The sequence below is a fragment of the Prolixibacter bellariivorans ATCC BAA-1284 genome (assembly GCF_000621705.1).
GTDB lineage: Bacteria > Bacteroidota > Bacteroidia > Bacteroidales > Prolixibacteraceae > Prolixibacter > Prolixibacter bellariivorans.
In genome coordinates this window covers 237,740-257,695 of the sequence record NZ_JHXO01000007.1, presented here as the reverse complement: position 1 = coordinate 257,695, position 19,956 = coordinate 237,740, and the positions used below count along the sequence as shown (strand labels likewise).

The 19,956-nt window shown below is 44.8% G+C and carries 14 protein-coding genes and 1 tRNA gene; 9 read left to right on the top strand and 6 right to left on the bottom strand.

What is annotated here, in order from left to right; genetic code table 11:
- Window positions 1–198: 198 nt before the first annotated feature.
- From T426_RS0109010 to T426_RS0108995, 4 genes are read right to left on the bottom strand one after another with little or no spacing between them, the layout of a single operon-like run.
- Window positions 199–3,093, bottom strand: a complete 2,895-nt coding sequence (locus T426_RS0109010; protein WP_025865431.1) for a hypothetical protein — start codon at window positions 3,091–3,093, stop codon at window positions 199–201.
- Window positions 3,094–3,151: 58 nt separating this feature from the next.
- The gene (locus T426_RS0109005) at window positions 3,152–4,927 is read right to left on the bottom strand and encodes an aminopeptidase P family protein (RefSeq protein ID WP_025865432.1); all 1,776 of its coding nucleotides are present in this window, start codon (window positions 4,925–4,927) and stop codon (window positions 3,152–3,154) included.
- Complete coding sequence (locus tag T426_RS0109000) at window positions 4,924–5,460, bottom strand: NUDIX hydrolase (protein ID WP_025865433.1); 537 nt, start codon at window positions 5,458–5,460, stop codon at window positions 4,924–4,926. The genes T426_RS0109005 and T426_RS0109000 overlap by 4 nt, the downstream gene beginning before the upstream one ends.
- Before the next feature lie 54 nt (window positions 5,461–5,514).
- Window positions 5,515–6,417, bottom strand: a complete 903-nt coding sequence (locus T426_RS0108995) for an alpha/beta hydrolase (protein ID WP_025865434.1) — start codon at window positions 6,415–6,417, stop codon at window positions 5,515–5,517.
- A gap of 192 nt (window positions 6,418–6,609) precedes the next feature.
- Here T426_RS0108995 and T426_RS0108990 point away from each other — a divergent pair, with 192 nt between their 5' ends.
- On the top strand, window positions 6,610–7,236 hold the full coding sequence (locus tag T426_RS0108990; protein WP_025865435.1) for a LysE family translocator: 627 nt from the start codon (window positions 6,610–6,612) through the stop codon (window positions 7,234–7,236).
- On the opposite strand, the gene T426_RS0108985 is transcribed toward T426_RS0108990, so the two are convergent.
- Both T426_RS0108985 and T426_RS0108980 read right to left on the bottom strand, forming a co-directional pair.
- Entirely contained in the window at window positions 7,237–7,650 is a 414-nt protein-coding gene (locus T426_RS0108985; protein WP_025865436.1) for an acyl-CoA thioesterase, read from the bottom strand.
- 7 nt (window positions 7,651–7,657) lie between these two features.
- Window positions 7,658–8,461 (bottom strand): SDR family oxidoreductase, encoded by an 804-nt coding sequence (locus tag T426_RS0108980; protein ID WP_025865437.1) that lies wholly within the window; start codon window positions 8,459–8,461, stop codon window positions 7,658–7,660.
- A gap of 222 nt (window positions 8,462–8,683) precedes the next feature.
- On the opposite strand from T426_RS0108980, the gene T426_RS0108975 reads away from it, so the two are divergent.
- The 8 genes from T426_RS0108975 to T426_RS0108935 all read left to right on the top strand — a co-directional run bounded on the left by T426_RS0108975 (window position 8,684) and on the right by T426_RS0108935 (window position 19,955).
- Window positions 8,684–9,175 (top strand): hypothetical protein, encoded by a 492-nt coding sequence (locus tag T426_RS0108975; RefSeq protein WP_025865438.1) that lies wholly within the window; start codon window positions 8,684–8,686, stop codon window positions 9,173–9,175.
- 137 nt (window positions 9,176–9,312) lie between these two features.
- Window positions 9,313–9,385 (top strand) — tRNA-Lys (locus T426_RS0108970).
- 423 nt (window positions 9,386–9,808) lie between these two features.
- Window positions 9,809–10,396, top strand: a complete 588-nt coding sequence (locus T426_RS0108960) for an RNA polymerase sigma factor (RefSeq protein ID WP_025865440.1) — start codon at window positions 9,809–9,811, stop codon at window positions 10,394–10,396.
- A 130-nt stretch (window positions 10,397–10,526) separates the two neighbouring features.
- Window positions 10,527–11,540 (top strand): FecR family protein, encoded by a 1,014-nt coding sequence (locus T426_RS0108955; RefSeq protein WP_025865441.1) that lies wholly within the window; start codon window positions 10,527–10,529, stop codon window positions 11,538–11,540.
- A 98-nt stretch (window positions 11,541–11,638) separates the two neighbouring features.
- A complete protein-coding gene (locus tag T426_RS0108950) occupies window positions 11,639–15,001 on the top strand; it encodes a TonB-dependent receptor (RefSeq protein WP_027585560.1) in 3,363 nt (1,120 codons plus the stop codon).
- An 18-nt stretch (window positions 15,002–15,019) separates the two neighbouring features.
- Window positions 15,020–16,489 (top strand): RagB/SusD family nutrient uptake outer membrane protein, encoded by a 1,470-nt coding sequence (locus T426_RS0108945; protein ID WP_027585559.1) that lies wholly within the window; start codon window positions 15,020–15,022, stop codon window positions 16,487–16,489.
- A 113-nt stretch (window positions 16,490–16,602) separates the two neighbouring features.
- Entirely contained in the window at window positions 16,603–18,081 is a 1,479-nt protein-coding gene (locus tag T426_RS0108940; protein ID WP_025865443.1) for a SusE domain-containing protein, read from the top strand.
- A 104-nt stretch (window positions 18,082–18,185) separates the two neighbouring features.
- Window positions 18,186–19,955: an endo-dextranase gene (locus T426_RS0108935; RefSeq protein ID WP_027585558.1), complete on the top strand. Its 1,770-nt coding sequence runs from the start codon at window positions 18,186–18,188 to the stop codon at window positions 19,953–19,955.
- Window position 19,956 lies beyond the last annotated feature (1 nt).

Here is a 19,956-nt window from a genome sequence, read left to right as displayed (position 1 = left end):
AATTAACTTATAATCAACTGTAAGAAGATATTTCTTGGGCTATTAACTTGCTGAGAATTGAATGATTTGTGGTCAACCTGGTATTGATACAGATTTTTCAGCGTAGAAATGGATATGCAATTATCTGATGAAAGAAACCATCAAAACAAAATTCAGGTCTTCCTCTGTCAGAATTAATCCGCAGGTTCATTTCTGAAATTACAGTGCAGAAAAATTAACTGAGAAAAGTACATCGAGGCGATAATCATTCAAATCGGGCATATAACTGTACCTGACTCCCAGATTGGCAGGCGCTTTAAAACGGAGGAAATGACAATTGGTCGTAACTTCTGCTCCATAGGATTTAAAACTAAAGTTATAGTTGATTGTCTGGTTGTTCTGCGAAGCCAGCGCTTCCGTCCATCCATAATCATAAAAGCCACGCAGATTAATACGTTTTAGGTAAATCCATCTCCCCAGATTCCAGTCCGGGTAAAGTAAAGGCAACGTATAATCCGTTCGTAATGTAAACAACTGGCGGTTGGTAAAACTTTTGTAACCTCGTGGATACAAAATCAGGTCAGATAGTAGATTACCAGATGCAGAGAGCTCTTTTTGCTGATACCCGCCATAAATACGAATCCCATGATGGCGGAAGAATCCCGGAAGGTATTCATACCCTGCTGCCGACCACTCCGTTCCATAATCCAGATTCCCAATAGGTGTGTGCCGGAAATTGAAATCGACAATCTGTCCCCACCGCGGTTGCAGGTCGCGCAAACTTTGCCGGCGTAAATTGTGAAAGTACAACCGGTAAGTAACGGGCACGATATTCCCCTCAAAAAACTGAGAAGGTGTAGAGGCATTATGTCGGATACCGGTAAACTCCATTCTTGCTTCCGGCTGAAGTAGTCGGTACCACTTACCACGTGAAAAATCCAACGGAATCCGGGCATCCAAATCAACATTCCACTGATTCCAGGAAAAATCAACCAGCGAAGTATCGACACGAACAACTTCACCAGCCTGATTGGTATAATTGGTTACCTGATAGTACTGCGATTTACGTTTGCCAAAACTTGTTTCCAGTTTTAGAATGGGAAGCCATCCTGCATACTCAAGGTTCGCGTACCACTTGCCCGTCTTATCGTTCACTGAATAGTCATACCCAAATTGAGAAATCATACTGCTCAGCTTATTCTGCGACATGATGGAAAAACCAGGATGGATGGAATAGTCCGTCGTATTGACATACACCGGCGCCCAACTGTGAATATCGAAAAGGTGTCCGAGTTTGCTGTACCTGGTAGATGGATAAATGGCTGAGTCCGGTTCATTTATTTCCACGGCCCCCGGTCCTTGCTGTGCAACCGTTTTGGCCGGTTCCATATTGACTTCGTTAAGCTGCTGAGATTTTTTCCAAAGCAACGATTTTTCATTGGTCTGAACTACCCGGAAACCATCCGCTGAATAATCGGCATATAAAAGCTTTTTCCCATTTGGTGAAAACTGAATATCACGAATGCCAAACCGTGAAGAAGTGACTTGAAAATTTTCCCCGGTCGTTAAATCCAATGCAAAAATATTATCTATCCCTGTTTGGGCCGATGCATAAAACAGATAATTACCTTGTTGTACAGGCCGACGGATTTCGACATAGGAAAAAGGCATCAGCTTTTTAAGCTTGCCAGTTTCTGCATCCAGTTCAGCCAGCGTTTTTCCTTTGTCGCCCAACACTACCGTGAAAATATGCTTTCCATCCTCACTCCACGATGGTGTCAGAAAATACATGCCGTCAGGAGCCGGAAAAGACTTGATAATATCACCGTTCTCAGGCGAAAACAGCAAAATGGAACTTTGGTTCTCACTCCCGACTTCCACAGCACACAAATGTTTTCCATCTCTCGAAACCGACGGTGCCAGTACCTTTTCGTGATAACGGCGTTGCCAGGCCGTCCCTTTATAAATATCGTATACCCGAAGCAGCGAAAATTCCCGGTGCTCCCAGCGTACATCCGGTTGCTGCTCCACCCAGTAAATCCGATTGTTCCCATATGTTATCGATTCGCGATACCAAGGCCCCGGAGCCACCAGTTTTTTTTCAGTACCATCCGGCTGTAGCAAAACAAACCGACTAATATCATCGATGGAAGTTTTTAGCGTAACCACCGTTGAATCATTCACATAATAAGGATACTGGTAACTGGTGTAGTATCTGGGATGAGTAGAGAGAACTTGAATTGGGGTCAACCGATTTAAACTGTCCTGATGCTCCCACTTCGCTTTCAGACCGTTGAATATTTCATGGTACAGGCCGATTTTATTCTTCCCGGTAGCCAGTTTCAGTCCTTTGTCAAAGGCAGTAAGCGATAAAGGCTGTTTAGCAACCCGATCCAATACACCCGCCCAAACATCGGCACCATAACGACTTCGGGTTCCTGCAACCAATTGATATCCCAGCTCATAATGATCGGGAATAAAATTCTTGTATGAGCCCAGATATGCCTTGTCGTAAGAATAGATTTTCTTTTGCAGAACCTGAGCCCGCAAATTCATTTCGAAGGATGGCAGGCGCCCGCGACCTGCATGTGAAAGGGCTGTTTCAGTGGTAACGGCATCCCCTTCCAGGAACCAAAATGGCAGGTAAGCACCCACAGCCACAGCAGCAGCTTGCTGCCCCAGTATTACCTTGAAAATACCAGGCAGCTCCTCGCCGATTTTATCAATCTGCACCACATGCCTGAACTCATGAATTGCCAACTGCTCCAGCCATTTCTGCGGATACATATCCTGAGACGGAGTGGGAAACATCTCCACCCGGGCGGGAGCCCAGGCGGCAAAACCATTGGCATGAACGGTTTTGGTATGTAATATAACAGAGATTTTTCGTGGTTGATGTTCCAGTGTCTCGCTGGCATAACTGTACACTTTTTCCAGGATAAAAGCCACCTGTTGTGCTTTCTGCTCAAAATCTTCCGGATAAATTACCTGAAAATTCGGCGTATTTATTTGCCGCCAGTGAATCGAAGCAGGATCCTGTCCGTTGATATAGTACTGACCGTAGGAAGTCATACCGCTTGCCAGCAGGATGAGTAACACGAAAAACTTTCTCATATGCAGAAACAGTTAAAAAGCAATAGCTAATGTTTGGTCGATTGCAACTCTTCCTCAATTAAATGCGGGCACACTTCACTGTGAGCCACTCTCTTACTTGTCCCGAAACCAGAGGTCCGACTTCCTGAAGAACAACATGATGGTAATCATTCAGCCACTCCCGCTCTTCAGTCGTCAATAAATCCGGTATTACTGCACTCGTATCAATCGGGCAACGGGTAAGCGTTTCAAATTTCAGAAACCGACCAAAATCCGATTCTTGTCCCGGTATACAAAGAATCATGTTCTCCGTCCGAATACCGTAGAGTCCAGCTCTGTATATCCCTGGTTCGTTTGATAATATCTGTCCAGGCCGGATAATTTCCGGATTCAAATCCTGCCGGATACTCATCGGACCCTCGTGCACATTCAAGAAATGGCCAACTCCGTGCCCCGTTCCATGACCATAATCCATATCATTATCCCACAATGGCTTTCGGGCTAGGATATCGAGTGCCACACCCCGGGTTCCTTCAGGGAAACGGGCTAAACTCAAACCGATCATTCCTTTCAGTACCAACGTAAAATCGCGTTTTTGCTCTTCTGAAAGCGGGCCAACAGCAACTGTCCGGGTAATATCAGTCGTACCGTCGAGATACTGACCGCCCGAGTCGATCAGCAAAAATCCTTCAGGCAACACTTCCTTATCCGTTTCTTCCGTTACACTGTAATGAACAACCGCACCATGCTCGGCATACCCTACAATTGAGTGAAAACTTTCGCCGGCAAACAAATCCTGCTCAGCTCTGAACTCCCTCAATTTTCCATCAACGGTCAATTCAGTTATTTTTTCTTTTCCCAGATGTTTCTCCAGCCAATACAGGAAGTTCACCATAGCAGCACCGTCACGAATGTGCGCTTTTTTCATACCTGCTATCTCTACCGGGCCCTTAACAGACTTCAGCAAGTTCGCCAGTGAAGACGCTTCCACTATGTTGCAGGTTTCATGAACCGACTCATATAATAAAGCACTGGTTCGGTCTGGGTCGATTAACAGCGTTTTATTCTCAGTATTCTTGATAAATGAAAGAAACTCACCGTAGCGATGAATATGAATTCCTTCCGATTCCAATTTCTCATTCAACACCCGATCAATCTTTCCTTCCGGAACAAAAAGATGCGCTTCTTTCCTGTCGATATATCCATATCCAACAAAAACCGGATTGTAATCGATATCGCTACCGCGAAGATTAAATGTCCAGGCCAGTTCGTCAAGCGCGGTTATCAGGATTCCATCGGCCTCCTTCTCCAGCAAACTTTCCCGCAACTTGCTCAGCTTTTTCTTGCGGGAAGTACCGGCAAATTCAGGCATTAGCTCATAGGCTGGTGAATTGGGAAGTATCGGCCGATCGTTCCATAATTCACTGACCAGATCAACTGAAATATCCAAAGAAATAGTCTTCGCACCTAATGACGCTTCCAAACTACGTTTTTCGTTCATCGAAATGGTTAAGCCGTCTAATGCCACTTTGGAACCTTCCGGCAAGGCTTTCTTCAGCCAGATATCATAAGGAACCGTATCGATTTGCCGGTCTTTGAACATTTGAATTCCACTACCGGCCAGTTGAGTTTCAGCTTGCAGAAAATAGCGGGAATCAGTCCAGAGAATGGCTTCATTTTGTGTAACCACTACCCTTCCATAAGAACCGGTAAATCCGGAAATCCATTCCCTTGTATACCAATGTTTCGGAAGATATTCACTCATGTGCGGATCGGTACCGGTAATGATCCAGGCATCAATTCCGCGTTGCTTCATCAAATCTCTTGCCGCTGCAAGACGTTCTGGTACAGTCATTTTATTTCGTTTTCGATATAGAATTCAATAATATTCCGCATGCTGTCGGAACAAAGTTCATGAAAAGGAACCGCCTTTATGTCATAAAATTCGACGGCTGAAATATCGTCTTTCGGCTGAGCTGCCTTCAGATTATCAACTTCGCATACAAAAGCCAAATCAAGCGTAAAGACACTATAGCCCGAAAAGACGTATTCGTTGGGAAAGGAAGTCAGGTAGCGCAAACTGGTAACCGAAATACCCAGTTCCTCCCGGATTTCTCTCCGAACAGCATCTTCAGCTGTTTCCATCACTTCCACAAAACCACCAGGTAAATCGAGCATTCCGAAGTTTGGCTCAATAGCCCGGCGTGACAACATGAGTTTCCCATTCGAATTAAATATAAGGCAGGCAACCGCGGCCGAATTATTTACAAAATAAACAAATCCACAACCTTCGCAGGAAAATGAAATACCCTCTTCTCTTGCCTTAAAATGACTTGAACCACAACGAGGACAGTGACTTATCACTCTGTGAGGGTGTGTGTCTGACATCATATATTATAAACTTGACAATAAAATACTTTTCTGACTAAATTCACTCGTTATTTAAGGAATCAAATGCCGGACGCGCATCCAGTCGATCACTAAATTTCGCCATTGGTCATGTGGTTTTCCGCTAACGTGCATGCCAAATCCATGACCACCTTCCGAAAAAATATGCATCTCGGCCGGTACATTATTTTTCTTTAACGCCATGTAAAATTCAATACTGTTTTTCGGTGGAACAGCACCGTCATCATCTGCCAGGAAGAGAAAAGTTGGAGGAGTTTGTGGCGTTACCTGCAATTCATTTGAATATTCCTGAACCAACTCCTTTGATGGATTCTTACCAAGAAGATTTTCCCGTGATCCCATGTGTGTCCACTCCTTTTTCATGGTCACCACCGGGTACCCCAAAATAGCAAAATCGGGGCGGCAACTCTCCCGCTCTATCGGATCGGTAACATTCGGTTTTCCGGAATCGAAATGTGTTTCGGCAGTTGAAGCTAAATGACCTCCGGCTGAAAAACCGGCAATTCCCACTTTATTCGGATCGATGCCCCACTTTTTCGCGTTAGCTCTAACAGTTCGGAGAGCGTGTTGTGCATCCTGCAAAGGAATGCCGGGGTGACCGTAAGGTAAGCGATATTTCAGTACAATCCCAGCCACGCCATGTTGCTGAAGGTATTTGGCAAAATCGTATCCCTCGTGATCCATGGCTTCAATCCAATAACCACCACCAGGGCAAATGACCACTGCCGTTCCGCTGTTTTTTTCCTTTTCAGGAAGATAAACCGTTAATGTTGGTTCGGAAACAAACCGAACCCTTACGCCATCAAAAGTTTCCTCAGGTTTGGGCGAAACATTTGGTCCGGGAGTTCCATCGGGCCAAAGTTTCAACGTTTTCTGTGAGAAAGCAGATTGTAAACTAAACATAAACAGCAGGATAACTAACAGGAAATTTTTCATAAGACTAAATTCGACATTAAATTTTATCTAGTTATTGCCAAAGCAGGTTGTAACCTGCCGAAAAGGAAGTCCTTCTGCAGCCATAAACTTATTTTAAATTCTTTTAAAAACAGAATATTTGCTCATAAACATGGTTCCAATTTATGCCTTAAAATCGGGGGGTATAACAATTTTTAACTTAATTTTGCGGCCATGGAACTGGAATTAATCTGGAAAGGATTTATTATCGGAGTTGCTGTTTCTATTCCCCTGGGCCCAATCGGAATGCTTTGCATACAACGTACAGTAAACAAAAACTGGCGTTCCGGTATGTCGGCGGGTTTGGGCGCTGCAACATCCGATACGATTTATGCTATTATCGCCGGTTTCAGTATGACGATGATTATTGATTTCATCACGGCACATTCCATCTATTTCGAAATCTTTGGTGCCATCGTTCTCATCCTTCTCGGGTTGCACATATTTAATTCGAACCCTTCGCAGGAACTGCAAAAATTCAAGAAAAAAGGCTCGACCTACCTGCAGGATTACTTCTTTACATTGCTGTTAACCGTTTCAAATCCGATGGCTGTATTTGTATTTATTGCGGTGTTTGCCGGTTCGGGACTGGCGCTGAAATTGTCGGCTCCTATGAAGTCACTGATGATCATTACCGGTGTATTTGGCGGAGCTTCCAGCTGGTGGTTCCTATTAACGGGAATGGTGAATCTTTTCCGGCACAAAATTAATCTTCACATGCTTTGGTGGGCCAACAAAATTGTCGGCATTGTGATCATTATTTTCGCGATCGTATCTTTTATCTACCTCCGATTCGATTGATTATTTCCCCAGCTTATTGCGAAGAATTTCCTCAAAACGATCCGGTATTTTGCACGGTCGTCCAGTGTTGTAATCCATAAACGCCAGAACTACTTTTCCTTCATTAATCAACTCTCCTGCTTCGTTATAAATTTCCGAAATTAAGGGAAATTTCACTTTCGGTACCTCCTTGACTATTGTCCGGATCGTCAGCAACTCATCGTAATAAGCTGGCTTATGGTAATTGATGTGGAGTGAGCGTGCCGGCAGAAAAATCTTGTCCTCTTCTTCCAACAGACGATATGATTTATAGATTTCGCGAATCATATCTGTCCGGCCGATTTCGTAAAAACGGGGATAATTGCCGTAATATACCACTCCCATTTTGTCGGTGTCGCCGTAGCAAACGCGGTATTGACTATCGAATGAAAACATATCAGTGTTACTTAACAGGTGAATCCGGCTCTTTAGCCATATGATTGAATGTTAGTTTATCGAGCAACGATGGGAAAAACTTGCCCAGGAAAACCGTGAATTTTCCTTCCACGAAAGTGAGAATCAACTGCCGCTTCCGCTTTTTTACCGCATTGGCAATGTGCACGGCACACTCTTCTGCACTCATCATTTTCTCTTCATTACGCGGTGTTTCGCCTTGCGAAGTTCCGTTAGCCGTCAGTGCTGATTTTCGAACTTCGGAAGCAGTGAAGCCAGGAGCGGCCACCAACACATGCAATCCTTTTTTCAGGTTCTCGATGCGAACCGTATCTAAAAATCCGCGAACGGCAAACTTCGAAGCCGAATAGGCTGTTCTTCCCGGCAGGCCAACATGACCCGCAATGGAAATCACCCCTACCAGCGAACCTTTACTTTCGAGCAGATACGGCAAGGCATACTTGGTACAATATACGGTTCCATAGAAATTCACATCCATGACTTTATGCATCACTTCCAGATCCATATCCTCAAAATTCGCCCGCATGGAAATACCAGCATTGTTTATCAGGATATCGATGTGGCCAAACCGGGAAACTGCTTGCTCTACCAGGTTCCGGCACTCTTCTTCAACCGAAACATCGGTTTTCACCGAAAGGATTTCAGTGTCTGAAAGCTCTTTTTCTAATTCCTGCAGACGCTCGGTGCGTCGTGCTCCCAAAACAAGTTTCGCTCCACGCGATGCAAATTCGACAGCCAATGCCCGTCCAATCCCGGAAGAAGCACCGGTTATGATGACAACCTTATTTTTCATTGTACAAAAATTCGAAGTTACTAAACCGGAATGGTCCTTACCGGTTTATTTAAGGTAAACAAAAGTATGTTTTTTTCGCAAACCCACTCTGCCGAAGAATAAATGTTGCTTTTTAATTAATGTATAAATGCAGGCACATACTTTTAAACCACCTGAAAGCGTTGTATTTTTAGACAAGTTTCTTACCCCAACCAGAATTGTGAAACAATAAATAACAAGCACGTGAAACAAATCATTTTAATACTCCCGCTTTTGGCAATATTTCTTTTTGCAAGAGCACAAGATCCCCATGCTGAGATTCAGAAGAAAGCCCGGGAATTCCATAAAAAAATGGAATCGGCGATGAAAGATATGCGGGATGAAATGAAACAAGCCTCCAATCAGCAGACTGAGCCGGGCAACCTGGTGCAGGAGCATAAACAGCTTCACAACACTACATCACAGAACGAAATTGAGTTTCGGGTTACCCGGAAAATCACTCAACTCGAACTTTCTATCAACGGTCACAGCACCATTGGTAATATGGATATCGAGTTGCTGACTCCAAATGGAAATAAAATGGCCAGTATTCACATGAAAAACGGAAATTATGCCAGCTGGTCGCGCGTAGTTAATGTGAAGGAAAATCATTCGGAATTTACCGGACACTGGAAATTCATCATCAAAACCGAAAATACGACGGGCGAATTTACCATACGTGCCAACGGGAATTAGCCGGTTTTCAGAAGGATACTGAACGAACGAAAATTCATCGCTCAAAGAGTGGTAATTTTTTGTATTCATCTTTTGCATAAAAGAAAAATGACCGTATATTTGCACCGCCTTTGAAAAACAAGGGTACTACAAAGGATGACTGAGTAGCTCAGCTGGTAGAGCAACGCCCTTTTAAGGCGTGGGTCCTGGGTTCGAGCCCCAGCTCAGTCACTTTTCAGAAAAGCTTCTCCGAAACGGGAAGCTTTTTTTTGTTCGCCCCATTCCCGCTGTCGCGAAAATCGCCGGTTTTGATGCAAACTACTCTGCCACTCATGAAAAGAACAAACCGAATGATGCAAACTACTCCGAGCTTCGTGCAAAGTACCTGGCGACTGCCGCAAAGTCAGTCGGCGGTAAAGAAATGAACTCAGCGAGGCACGAAAACTACTCTGTCGGCAAAGAAATGAACCCGGCATGCAAAGAAACAAGCTTTGCAACCGAAGAACTCCTCTTCCCGGAGGGGAAAAAGCCGCACGCAACCTTAACACCTACTCATCTTTCGGAAGGGAGAATAAAACAGACTTGTAACCAGATTGAAAAATTTCGGTTAGTTTTGCATGACGACTAACTTTTGGGGATGCGAAATTGAAACCAATGCGGCTAAATCCGGATGAAGAAATTTGGGAACGCTTTAAGCGTGGTGATGAAAAAGCCTTTTCCTATATTTTCGACACTTATCATTTGCCTTTGTATGAATATGGGCAACGATTTACTTCGGACGAGTTTTTGGTTCGCGACAGCATCCAGGATTTGTTTTTCGAACTGGCCCGAAAAAAAGACAAACTCTCTTCTACTGACAACATTCTTTTTTATTTGCTGAAATCGCTGCGGTTGAAAATCTTTGCTAACCTCAGAAAGAACAACCGGAAAGGGGAAACCGTGCTGGATGATGAGCGACTGGACGAATTCCGTCTCAGTTATACCACGGAAGTCGATCCGGAAGAAAAAGAACTACGACTCGACCAGTTGGCACAAGCCATTAACGAATTACCTCCCCGGTTAAAAGAGACCATCTATCTGAAATTTTATAAGAATTTGTCCAATCAAGAAGTGGCGGAAGTGATGCAAGTGAACTACCAAACGGTTGGAAACAACGTGCAGAAAGCTATCAACAAATTAAAAGAATTGCTGGACACTACCTCCGAATCCATCCTCCTCTTTTTCAACTCTTCATTTCGCTAAAGCTGCAAAATCCGGACACCTCTCCCCTTCCTTTTAGCGGTAAAATCACAAATATGTTTTACAGCACATTTAACAGAGGGGTATATAACCAACGGTTTGGCTTTTTAGGATAAAGAGTAAACCGAACACCATGAAAAAGAACATCTCTGATCATTTGTTTGATAAACAATTTCAGAACAAGCTGACCAAAGATTCGCTCCGGGATTACCACGAGGAAAAAAGGAAAAACCGCGAATCGGCCCTGGCCCTGTTGATTGGTTATGTGCTGAAATGGAAACGAAATGAGATTCAACAATCACAAATCGGAGACGATGATTTCAAAAGAATAAAGCACGAATCACTCGATATCTTTCGCCGCAAAAGCAAGTTTTCAGGTCATTTTATCAAACGATTGCCTCGTATTGCAGCAGCAGCTTCCATTCTTCTTATCCTGGGAGTAACCAGTTATTTCCTGGGCGAAAGGCATTTCTTTTCTTCCGGTGATTTGCAAAGCCAGGTCATTGAATTCAATACTCCGCGCGGACAGCAATCGGAAGTAACGTTGCCCGATGGCACATTTGTGGCACTGAACTACGATTCCAAACTGAAATACCACATTTCGCCTGACAAAAAACTACAGGAAATCGAATTGGTTGGAGAGGCCTATTTCAAAGTGACACACAATAAATCACGCGTTTTTCGGGTCATTACGCCCAATATGAGTGTGAACGTACTAGGGACACAATTCGATGTTCGGGCCTATCCGGAAGACAACCGAACAGAAACCACGCTATTGAAAGGAGTTGTGGAAATTAAAGATATTCCGCAAAAAGAAGCGCCGGTAATGCTGAAACCGGGTGAACAATGGAGTTATGACAAGAGTACCGGGCAGGATAAAGTTGTAAAAGCCAATGCCAATCTGGTTACCACCTGGCGAACCGGCGAGTATCACTTCAACCGGCAACCACTAAACGAGATAGCGAAAACACTGGAGCGGATGTACAAAGTGAACATACACTTCCGGGATGTTGAACTCGGCAAAGAAGTCTTCTCGGGAGCTGCCTACAAAGACGACAACATTGAAAAATTCTTTGATCTGGTTAACCTGACGATTCCCATCAAAGTACAACGTGACAGCACTGATATATGGATTGAACGGAAATAAAAACAATAAAACCGGGAAATGTTGGAGCACTTCCCGGCTGTTAAATTAAAAACGAATAGTTGGAGCTATTCATTTGTAGAACTTAGCATTACAAATCTATGAAAAAAAAGTTTCGATTGCTTGCCTTTCCCAGGAATGGCATGATTAAACTATGGTTAATTATGCGACTAACGTTCGTCATTTTACTTCTAAGCCTGATGCAGGTCTCAGCCAGTGTTTATTCGCAGGAAACCCGACTTTCGGTCAACCTCGAAAATACGACCCTGGAAAATGCACTGAATCAGATTGAACAGCAAACTCAGTTTGTTTTCTTTTACAATGCTGACCAGATTCAGTTAGATGATCGCGTTAGCATAAAAGCGAACGAGAGTAACATTGAAGACGTTCTGAACCGGTTATTTGAAGGTAGAAACATTACCTACAAAATCATCGACCGACGCATTGTACTTTATCCCAAAAATGGTAGTGAGGAACCTACCAACACTACCCAGCCGCAGTCTCATCCTTTAAAAGGAAAAGTGACTAATCCCAAAGGAGACCCTATTCCCGGTGTTACTATCGTGATAAAGGGAACGACCAACGGAACGATCACTGATTTTAACGGGAACTACAATCTTGCAGATGCCCCGGTTGGCACCACGTTGGTTTTCTCGTTTGTTGGAATGAAAACCCGCGAAGTTGTTTTAAACGGCGAGCCTACTCTGAATGTAATCATGCAGGAGCAGGCCATTGGTTTGGACGAAGTGGTGGCTGTGGGTTACGGCTACCAGAAGAAAAAGGATTTGACCGGATCGATTGTCTCGGTACGTACCGGAGATATGGAATCCCTTCCGGTTCCTAGTGTAAGCGATGCCTTGCAGGGACGGGCAGCCGGCGTTCAGATTATCTCGAATGGAGCGCCGGGAAGTGATGCAACCATCCGGATCCGTGGGCTGGGAACCATTAACAACAACAACCCGTTGCTGGTTATTGACGGTGTTCCTACCCAGGACGGACTGAATCAGTTAAACATGAATGACATTGCATCGGTCCAGATATTAAAGGACGCTTCCGCTACCGCGATTTATGGTTCGCGTGGTGCCAACGGTGTCGTCATTATTACTACCAAGTTGGGTAAATCGGGCAAAGGCAACATTAATGTCGACTACAACTACGGAATCCAGCAAGCCACTAACATGATTAAAGTGTTGGATGCATCGCAGTTTGCCGCATTGCACAACGATATGATGGCCAATGCAGGTCTGGAACAGAATCCGGCTTATGCCAATCCCTCATCGCTTGGAAAAGGCACCGATTGGCTCGGAGCGCTGTTTAGCCCGGCAGGTATGCATAACCTGTCAGTCTCCTATTCCGGCGGAAGCGAAAAAACAAGCTATTACATATCCGGAAATGTATTGGATCAGGATGGAATTGTGATGAATACCAACTACAAACGGTACACCGTACAGTTCAATTCCGAGTCGAAGGTTTTCAAGAATGTCAAATTTGGCAACCGCCTGACTTTGAATCACGATATTAAAAGCAAAGGCGATTACAACATCGGGAATACGATTAAAGCGCTTCCTACACAACCAATATATAACGAAGACGGAACGTATGCCGGTCCGGAAGGACGTCCGTCGTGGGATGGCGATATCCGCAACCCGATTGGTTCGGCTAAACTCATCGACAATTCAACCAATGGCTACAATGTCCGTGGTGCAGTATACGCTGAAATTACCCTGCTTGATGGTTTGGTTTTCAAAACCAATGCGGGTTTGCAGGCCAATTTCTGGTACGATCGCACATGGTCGCCCAAGTACGACTGGAAACCGACTCCTCAGGATCAATCGTACCTATACCAGGCATCCAATAAGAGTATTACCTGGGTATGGGACAATACTCTCACCTACACTAAAACGTTTAAAGATGTTCATCATCTGACGGCCATGGTAGGTACCAGTGCCCAGGAGAATCGCTACGATTTCATGAAAGGTTCCATTCAAAATTTTGCCAGCGATTTAACACAGCAACTGGGCAATGGAACCGATCAAGTGACCCTGGACGGGAATGCTTCTGAATGGTCATTACTTTCCTACATGGCACGAGTAAACTACAACTACGCCGACAAATATTTGGTAACTGCCACCGTTCGTCGTGATGGTTCATCACGTTTCGGTTCCGGCAATAAATGGGGAATTTTCCCGTCGGGTTCGGTGGCATGGCGCATTTCGCAGGAGAAATTCTTCGAGAACATTCATTTTATCGATGATCTGAAAATTCGTGCCGGCATCGGTTTCACCGGAAACCAAGAGATTGGTAACTACTCATTCGCCTCGAAACTGGAAACTGTAAAATACAACTTTAATGACAACATTGTCAGTGCCGTTGTACCCAACATGATGCCTAATCCGAATGTAAAATGGGAATCACAGGAGCAGATCAACCTCGGTTTCGATGCCACGATTCTGAATCAGCGAATCAACATCACAGCTGATGTGTATCAGAAAAATACCAACGATATGCTGGTACCGATGTCGGTTCCGATTTCGACCGGATATTCTGACGTAGATGTTCCTTCCATCAATGCCGGTAAAATGGAAAGCAAAGGAGCGGAATTAACCATTTCGTCCAGAAACATTGACAAAGGCGGTTTCAAATGGAACACCGATTTCAATATTTCCTACAACGAAAATAAGGTGACCAGTCTGAATGATTCCATTCCGATGACTACCGGCAGCTTCAATTTCAACTTTGCAGCTGCACGTATAGCCGAAGGACAGCCGGTAAATGAATTCTACGGATTTGTGACCGATGGCATCTTCCAGAATCAGCAGGAAGTTGATAATCATGCCGTACAGGTTCCCGGACTCGATCCGTACAACCGTACCTCAGCAGGTGACATCCGGTTTAAAGACCTGAACAGCGACGGTGTTATCAACGACGCTGACCGTACCTACCTGGGAAATCCCAGTCCGAAATTCATTTTCGCACTCAACAATACCTTTTCCTATAAAGGATTCGATCTCTCTGTATTTCTACAGGGCGTATCCGGAAATAAAATTCTGAACGTTAACCGGATTTGGAGCGAAGGAATGGCTGTTGCATACAACCAGACCACCGAAACGCTGAAACGCTGGCAGAAAGAAGGTGATCAAACGAATGTTCCTCGTGCAATATTCAACGATCCGAACAAAAATACCCGTCCATCCAATCGCTGGATTGAAGACGGCTCGTACCTGAGATTGAAAAACGTAGTTTTCGGATACACGTTACCTGATAACCTTACCAGGAAATGGGGAATGAATAAAGTAAGAGTTTACTTCTCCGGTTCCAATCTTTATACCCTAACTAACTACACCGGCTTTGACCCGGAAGTACAAGACTCGAGCATTGATGGCGGTGGAACAGTCAATGGTATTGACAACGGACTATATCCGGTGACCAAAACATTCAGTTTCGGCGTCAACATGAATTTCTAACATGCAAAAGATTGAACAATGAAAAAATATTTCATACTGATATTAGCAATGTTTATGAGTGTCGCCTGCAGCAAAAGTTTTCTGGAAAAGGCACCACTCGACTCGATCAATACGGCAAACTTCTTTCAAACGAAAGAAGATGCCATCTCAGCCATTAATGGCGCTTACCAACCTTTACAGTGGCCCAAACTGTACAACATGCGTATGTGGACCACCGATATCATGGCAGGCAACAGTATCGTCGGTGCCGGTGGCGGAACTGACGGTATTGAGACACAAGATGAAGCCAACTTCGTTACCACGACAGACAATGCCGGAGTACTTGATTTATGGCGCGGACCGTCACCCGGTATACTGCGTTGTAACATCATCCTGCAAAAGGTCCCGGACATGAACATCGATGAAAATCTGAAAAACCGAATCATTGGTGAAGCCAAATTCCTGCGCGGATTATACTACTTCATCCTGGTACGCTTCTTTGGTGATGTTCCGTTGATTACCGTTCCACAGGAACCTGGTGATGACCTTCGTCCTTCGCGTACAGACAAAGCAGCTGTTTATGAACAAATCATTGCTGACCTGACGGATGCCGAGCAATTGCTCCCGCCCCGCTCCTCATATTCATCCAGTGACCTGGGAAGAGCATCAAAAGGTGCTGCCGCAGGTTTATTAGCAAAGGTATATCTGACACTTGGACAGTGGGATAAAGTGGTTACACTGGCAAACGAAGTAGAATCGCTGGGTTATGCTCTAAATCCCAATTATGCCGACAACTTCGATGTAGATAAGAAAAACTCAGTCGAGTCTCTTTTCGAAATTCAGTATACCGGAAATGCCGGTGAGGGTTTCTGGGACAATACCAATCAGGCATCATGGCTAAGTACCTTTACCGGTCCACGTAACTCCAATATGGTGGCCGGCGGCTGGGGATGGAACCAACCTACCCAGGAGTTTGTCGATTCATACGAACCTGGCGATCTCCGTAAGGATGTAACCATTCTATATGATGGGTGTCCGCAATTCGACGGCATGGATTACGATCCGGGCTATTCTACGACCGGATACAATCTGCGCAAATTTCTGGTTCCCAAATCAGTTGCGTCTTCATATGACAATAGTCCGATGGATTTCCCAATACTGCGTTATGCCGATGTGTTGCTGATGAAAGCCGAAGCGCTGAACAATTTGGGCAAAACATCCGAGGCTGAAGCACCACTGAATGAAGTGCGTGCCCGTGCCGGATTACCTGCAGTAACCGGTTTATCGCAAGCCGATTTCAAGGCGAAGGTATTGCACGAACGCCGCATGGAACTGGCGTTCGAAGGACAACGTTGGTTCGATTTGATTCGCGTTGACAACGGCGATTACGGGCTAAACTTCCTGCATTCCATCGGCAAAGTGAATGCCACCAGCAAATTTCTGCTGCTGCCCATTCCTCAAAAGGAAATTGATGCCAATCCGAACCTGACACAAAATCCAGGTTATTAAAACAGAGGAGAATAACCCGAATATTGACAATTTGGAAAAGAACAGAGTTTTATTCAGTTCATTTTTCCTCTGCGGAGGAAGCTCTGCTCCTTTTCATTTAAACCAATGAAATAATGAAAAAATACAATATTCATATACATCAGAAGAAACAGGCGTGGGCGAATATCAGCTCACTAACGCTCATTCTGTTGCTTAGCTTATCATCGGTGTTCATGATGAATTCATGCACCAAGGATGAACCCATTACTATTTCCATGGGAGCACCGGTGGCGCTGTCGACTTCAGCCGATAACGTTGTGCTTGCGCAGAAAAATGATGCCAGTGTTGCAGTCAGCATTAACTGGACAGCCGGCAGTAACCAGGGAACCGGTAACTCCATCTCCTACACATTGGATCTAGATCAGGATGGCAACAATTTTGCCAATGCCAAGTCCTACAACATGGGCAAAGCCGTTTACCAGAAAGATTTCACGGTAAGCGAATTGAATGACTTGCTTCTGAACTATTGGAACGTTCAGCCCGGAACCGCCGTAACACTGGAAGCTCGGATTACGGCCAAAATCGCCGGCGAAACCGTCCCGGATGACGTAACCGAAGCATCGAAGTTTGCTGTTACACCGTATGAACCGGTTTCCAGTACACTATACCTGATTGGTGATGCGTCACCAAATGGCTGGGATGCCAATAATGCAATAGCAATGACTCCGGATGCAAACGATCCGACCACATTCTCTTATCAGGGAACGTTGAAAGCCGGAAATCTGAAATTCATTACCACGCTGGGTTCATTCCTGCCTTCTTATCAGAAAGGCAAAGACGAAAATACGTTGATCTACCGCACAGATGCTGCACAACCAGACGATCAGTTTACCATTGCAGAAGATGGCATCTACATTATTAAGCTGAACCTGGTGAATTTGACCATCACCATTACCAAACAACCCGGTCCGCCTTATGATAAGCTCTATTTGGTCGGTGATGCTACTCCAAATGGTTGGGATATTGCCAATGCTACACCAATGGTTCAGAATCCGGATAACCTCTTCCAGTTTACCTACGACGGCGTGTTGACACCCGGAGATTTCAAAATTCCGGTCAACCGGAATACCGACTGGAGCCAGGATATGTACATGCGTGATCCCTCCGATTCAACAAAGATCTATTTGCACAACGGCGGTGATCCGGATGATAACAAATGGACGATAACCAATGAAAACCAGTATCACGTCATGGTTGATTTGAAAAAAATGACCATTACCATCGAGCCGTTGAAGCTCTACATTGTGGGATCGGCGACTTCCATTGGATGGGATATCACCAACGCGATTGAATTGACACAGGACCCGAATAACTGGTACATCTTCACATTCCAGGGAGATTTGGGAGAAGGCGAATTCAAATTCCCGGTTAACAGAAACAGCGACTGGGGACAAGATATGTATATGCCTGATCCGAATGATCCGACCAAAATGTACCGGCACATCGGTGGCGAAGCAGATGACAACAAGTGGACTATTTCTGCTGCCGATGCGGGAACCTACACCCTTACGCTTAATGTTCAGGATTTAACCATTAATATTCAGAAACAATAAATTTAATAGCTGGCGGAGTGTTCATCTCTCCGCCAGTTTTACAGCAGATTAAAACCTAACGGGGTTTCAACTATGATAGTTGTTATTCAGAAAGTTAACCGAAAATGACAAGCCTTAATAAACTATATTATCTACTTATCGTATTCATACTCGCAGGTTGCAGTAAATCGGACGCACCCGCTCCTTCACCTGACGGACCGGATAATCCGACGACCAACACCGCGGTAAAACTCTCAACCGACAAAGCCTTGTATCATCCCGGCGATGTGATACAGTTTACGGCCGACAAGGGGTTAACTTCCTCGGCAAAAATCAGATATCGTCATTTAAATGAAGTTGTCAAAGAAGAGGATTTCCCCGGGAAAACCTGGCAATGGACGGCTCCAAATACCGATTTCACGGGTTATATGGTGGATGTGTACGAAACCGTCGATGGCAAAGAAGTGGTGTATGGAAGTATTGGTGTGGATGTTTCATCCGACTGGACACATTTTCCCCGATACGGTTTTCTTTCAGAGTTTTCGGGTGATGTGACTAGTGATGATATCAATACGCAACTAGCAAAGGTCACCCGCTATCATATCAATGGAATTCAATACTACGACTGGCAAAACAAGCATCATGCACCACTGAAGATGGATGGCTCACAACCCGCCGCGGAGTGGCAGGATATTGCCAAACGAGATGTCTCCTTCGACGTGGTGAAAGGTTACATCGATAAAGCGCACGAATACGGCATTGCCTCCATGTTTTACAATTTGCTTTACGGTGCCTGGGACGATTATGCTACAGATGGTGTTTCATCTACATGGATGCTGTATAACGATGCCAATCATCAGAATGTGAACAAGCACGATTTGGATAACAACTGGGCATTGAGTGACATCTTTGTCCTCGATCCGGCCAATCTCGACTGGCAGAAATACATCGACGATCAAACGGCGTTGGTTTACCAGTTCCTTGATTTTGACGGCTGGCATCTGGACCAGTTGGGCGATCGGGGAACAGTCTACGATTATAATGGACAGCAAGCTGACTTGCCTTACGGATTCAGCTCGTTCCTGAATAATTTGAACCAACGTTTTCCGAATAAGAAAATGGTGATGAATGCGGTCAATCAATATGGTCAGGCCAACATTCTGTCGACGCCGGTAAATTTTGCCTACACCGAAGTTTGGTCCCCCAACGATAAATACGAGGACCTGGCTAATATCATTCAGGACAACACTAAAATGGGCGGAGCAGGTACCAAAACAGTATTGGCTGCTTACATGGATTACGACAAAGCCAACTCCACCGGCTATTTCAATACGCCGGGCGTGTTGATGACCGATGCCGTTATTTTCGCTTTCGGCGGAAGCCATCTGGAACTTGGAGAACACATGCTGGCCAAGGAATATTTCCCTAACAACAACCTGTTGATGCGGACCGACCTGAAAGAAGCGCTGACCACTTATTATGATTTTCAGGTAGCTTATGAGAATCTATTGCAGGCCAACGGCGATTTCAACACGCCGTCAGTGACTTCACTTGACGGACAAATTAATGTCAACAGTTGGCCGCCACAAACCGGAAGTGTTGCTGTGGCAGGAAAAGATTTCGGTTCTACGCAGGTTATCAACTTATTGAATTACATGGACGCTACCAGCCTGAACTGGAGGGATGCTTCAGGAACGCAACCTTTTCAGCGTGTGATAAAAGATTTATCGCTGCAGATTGAGACTTCAAAAACAGTGAAGAAGGTCTGGTACGCTTCACCCGATTATCGCTACGGTTCATCCGAAGAATTGGCATTTACGCAAGACGGTTCTAACCTCACCTGTACCGTTCCGGAGATGCAGTATTGGGGAATGTTGGTGATAGAATATAATTAGC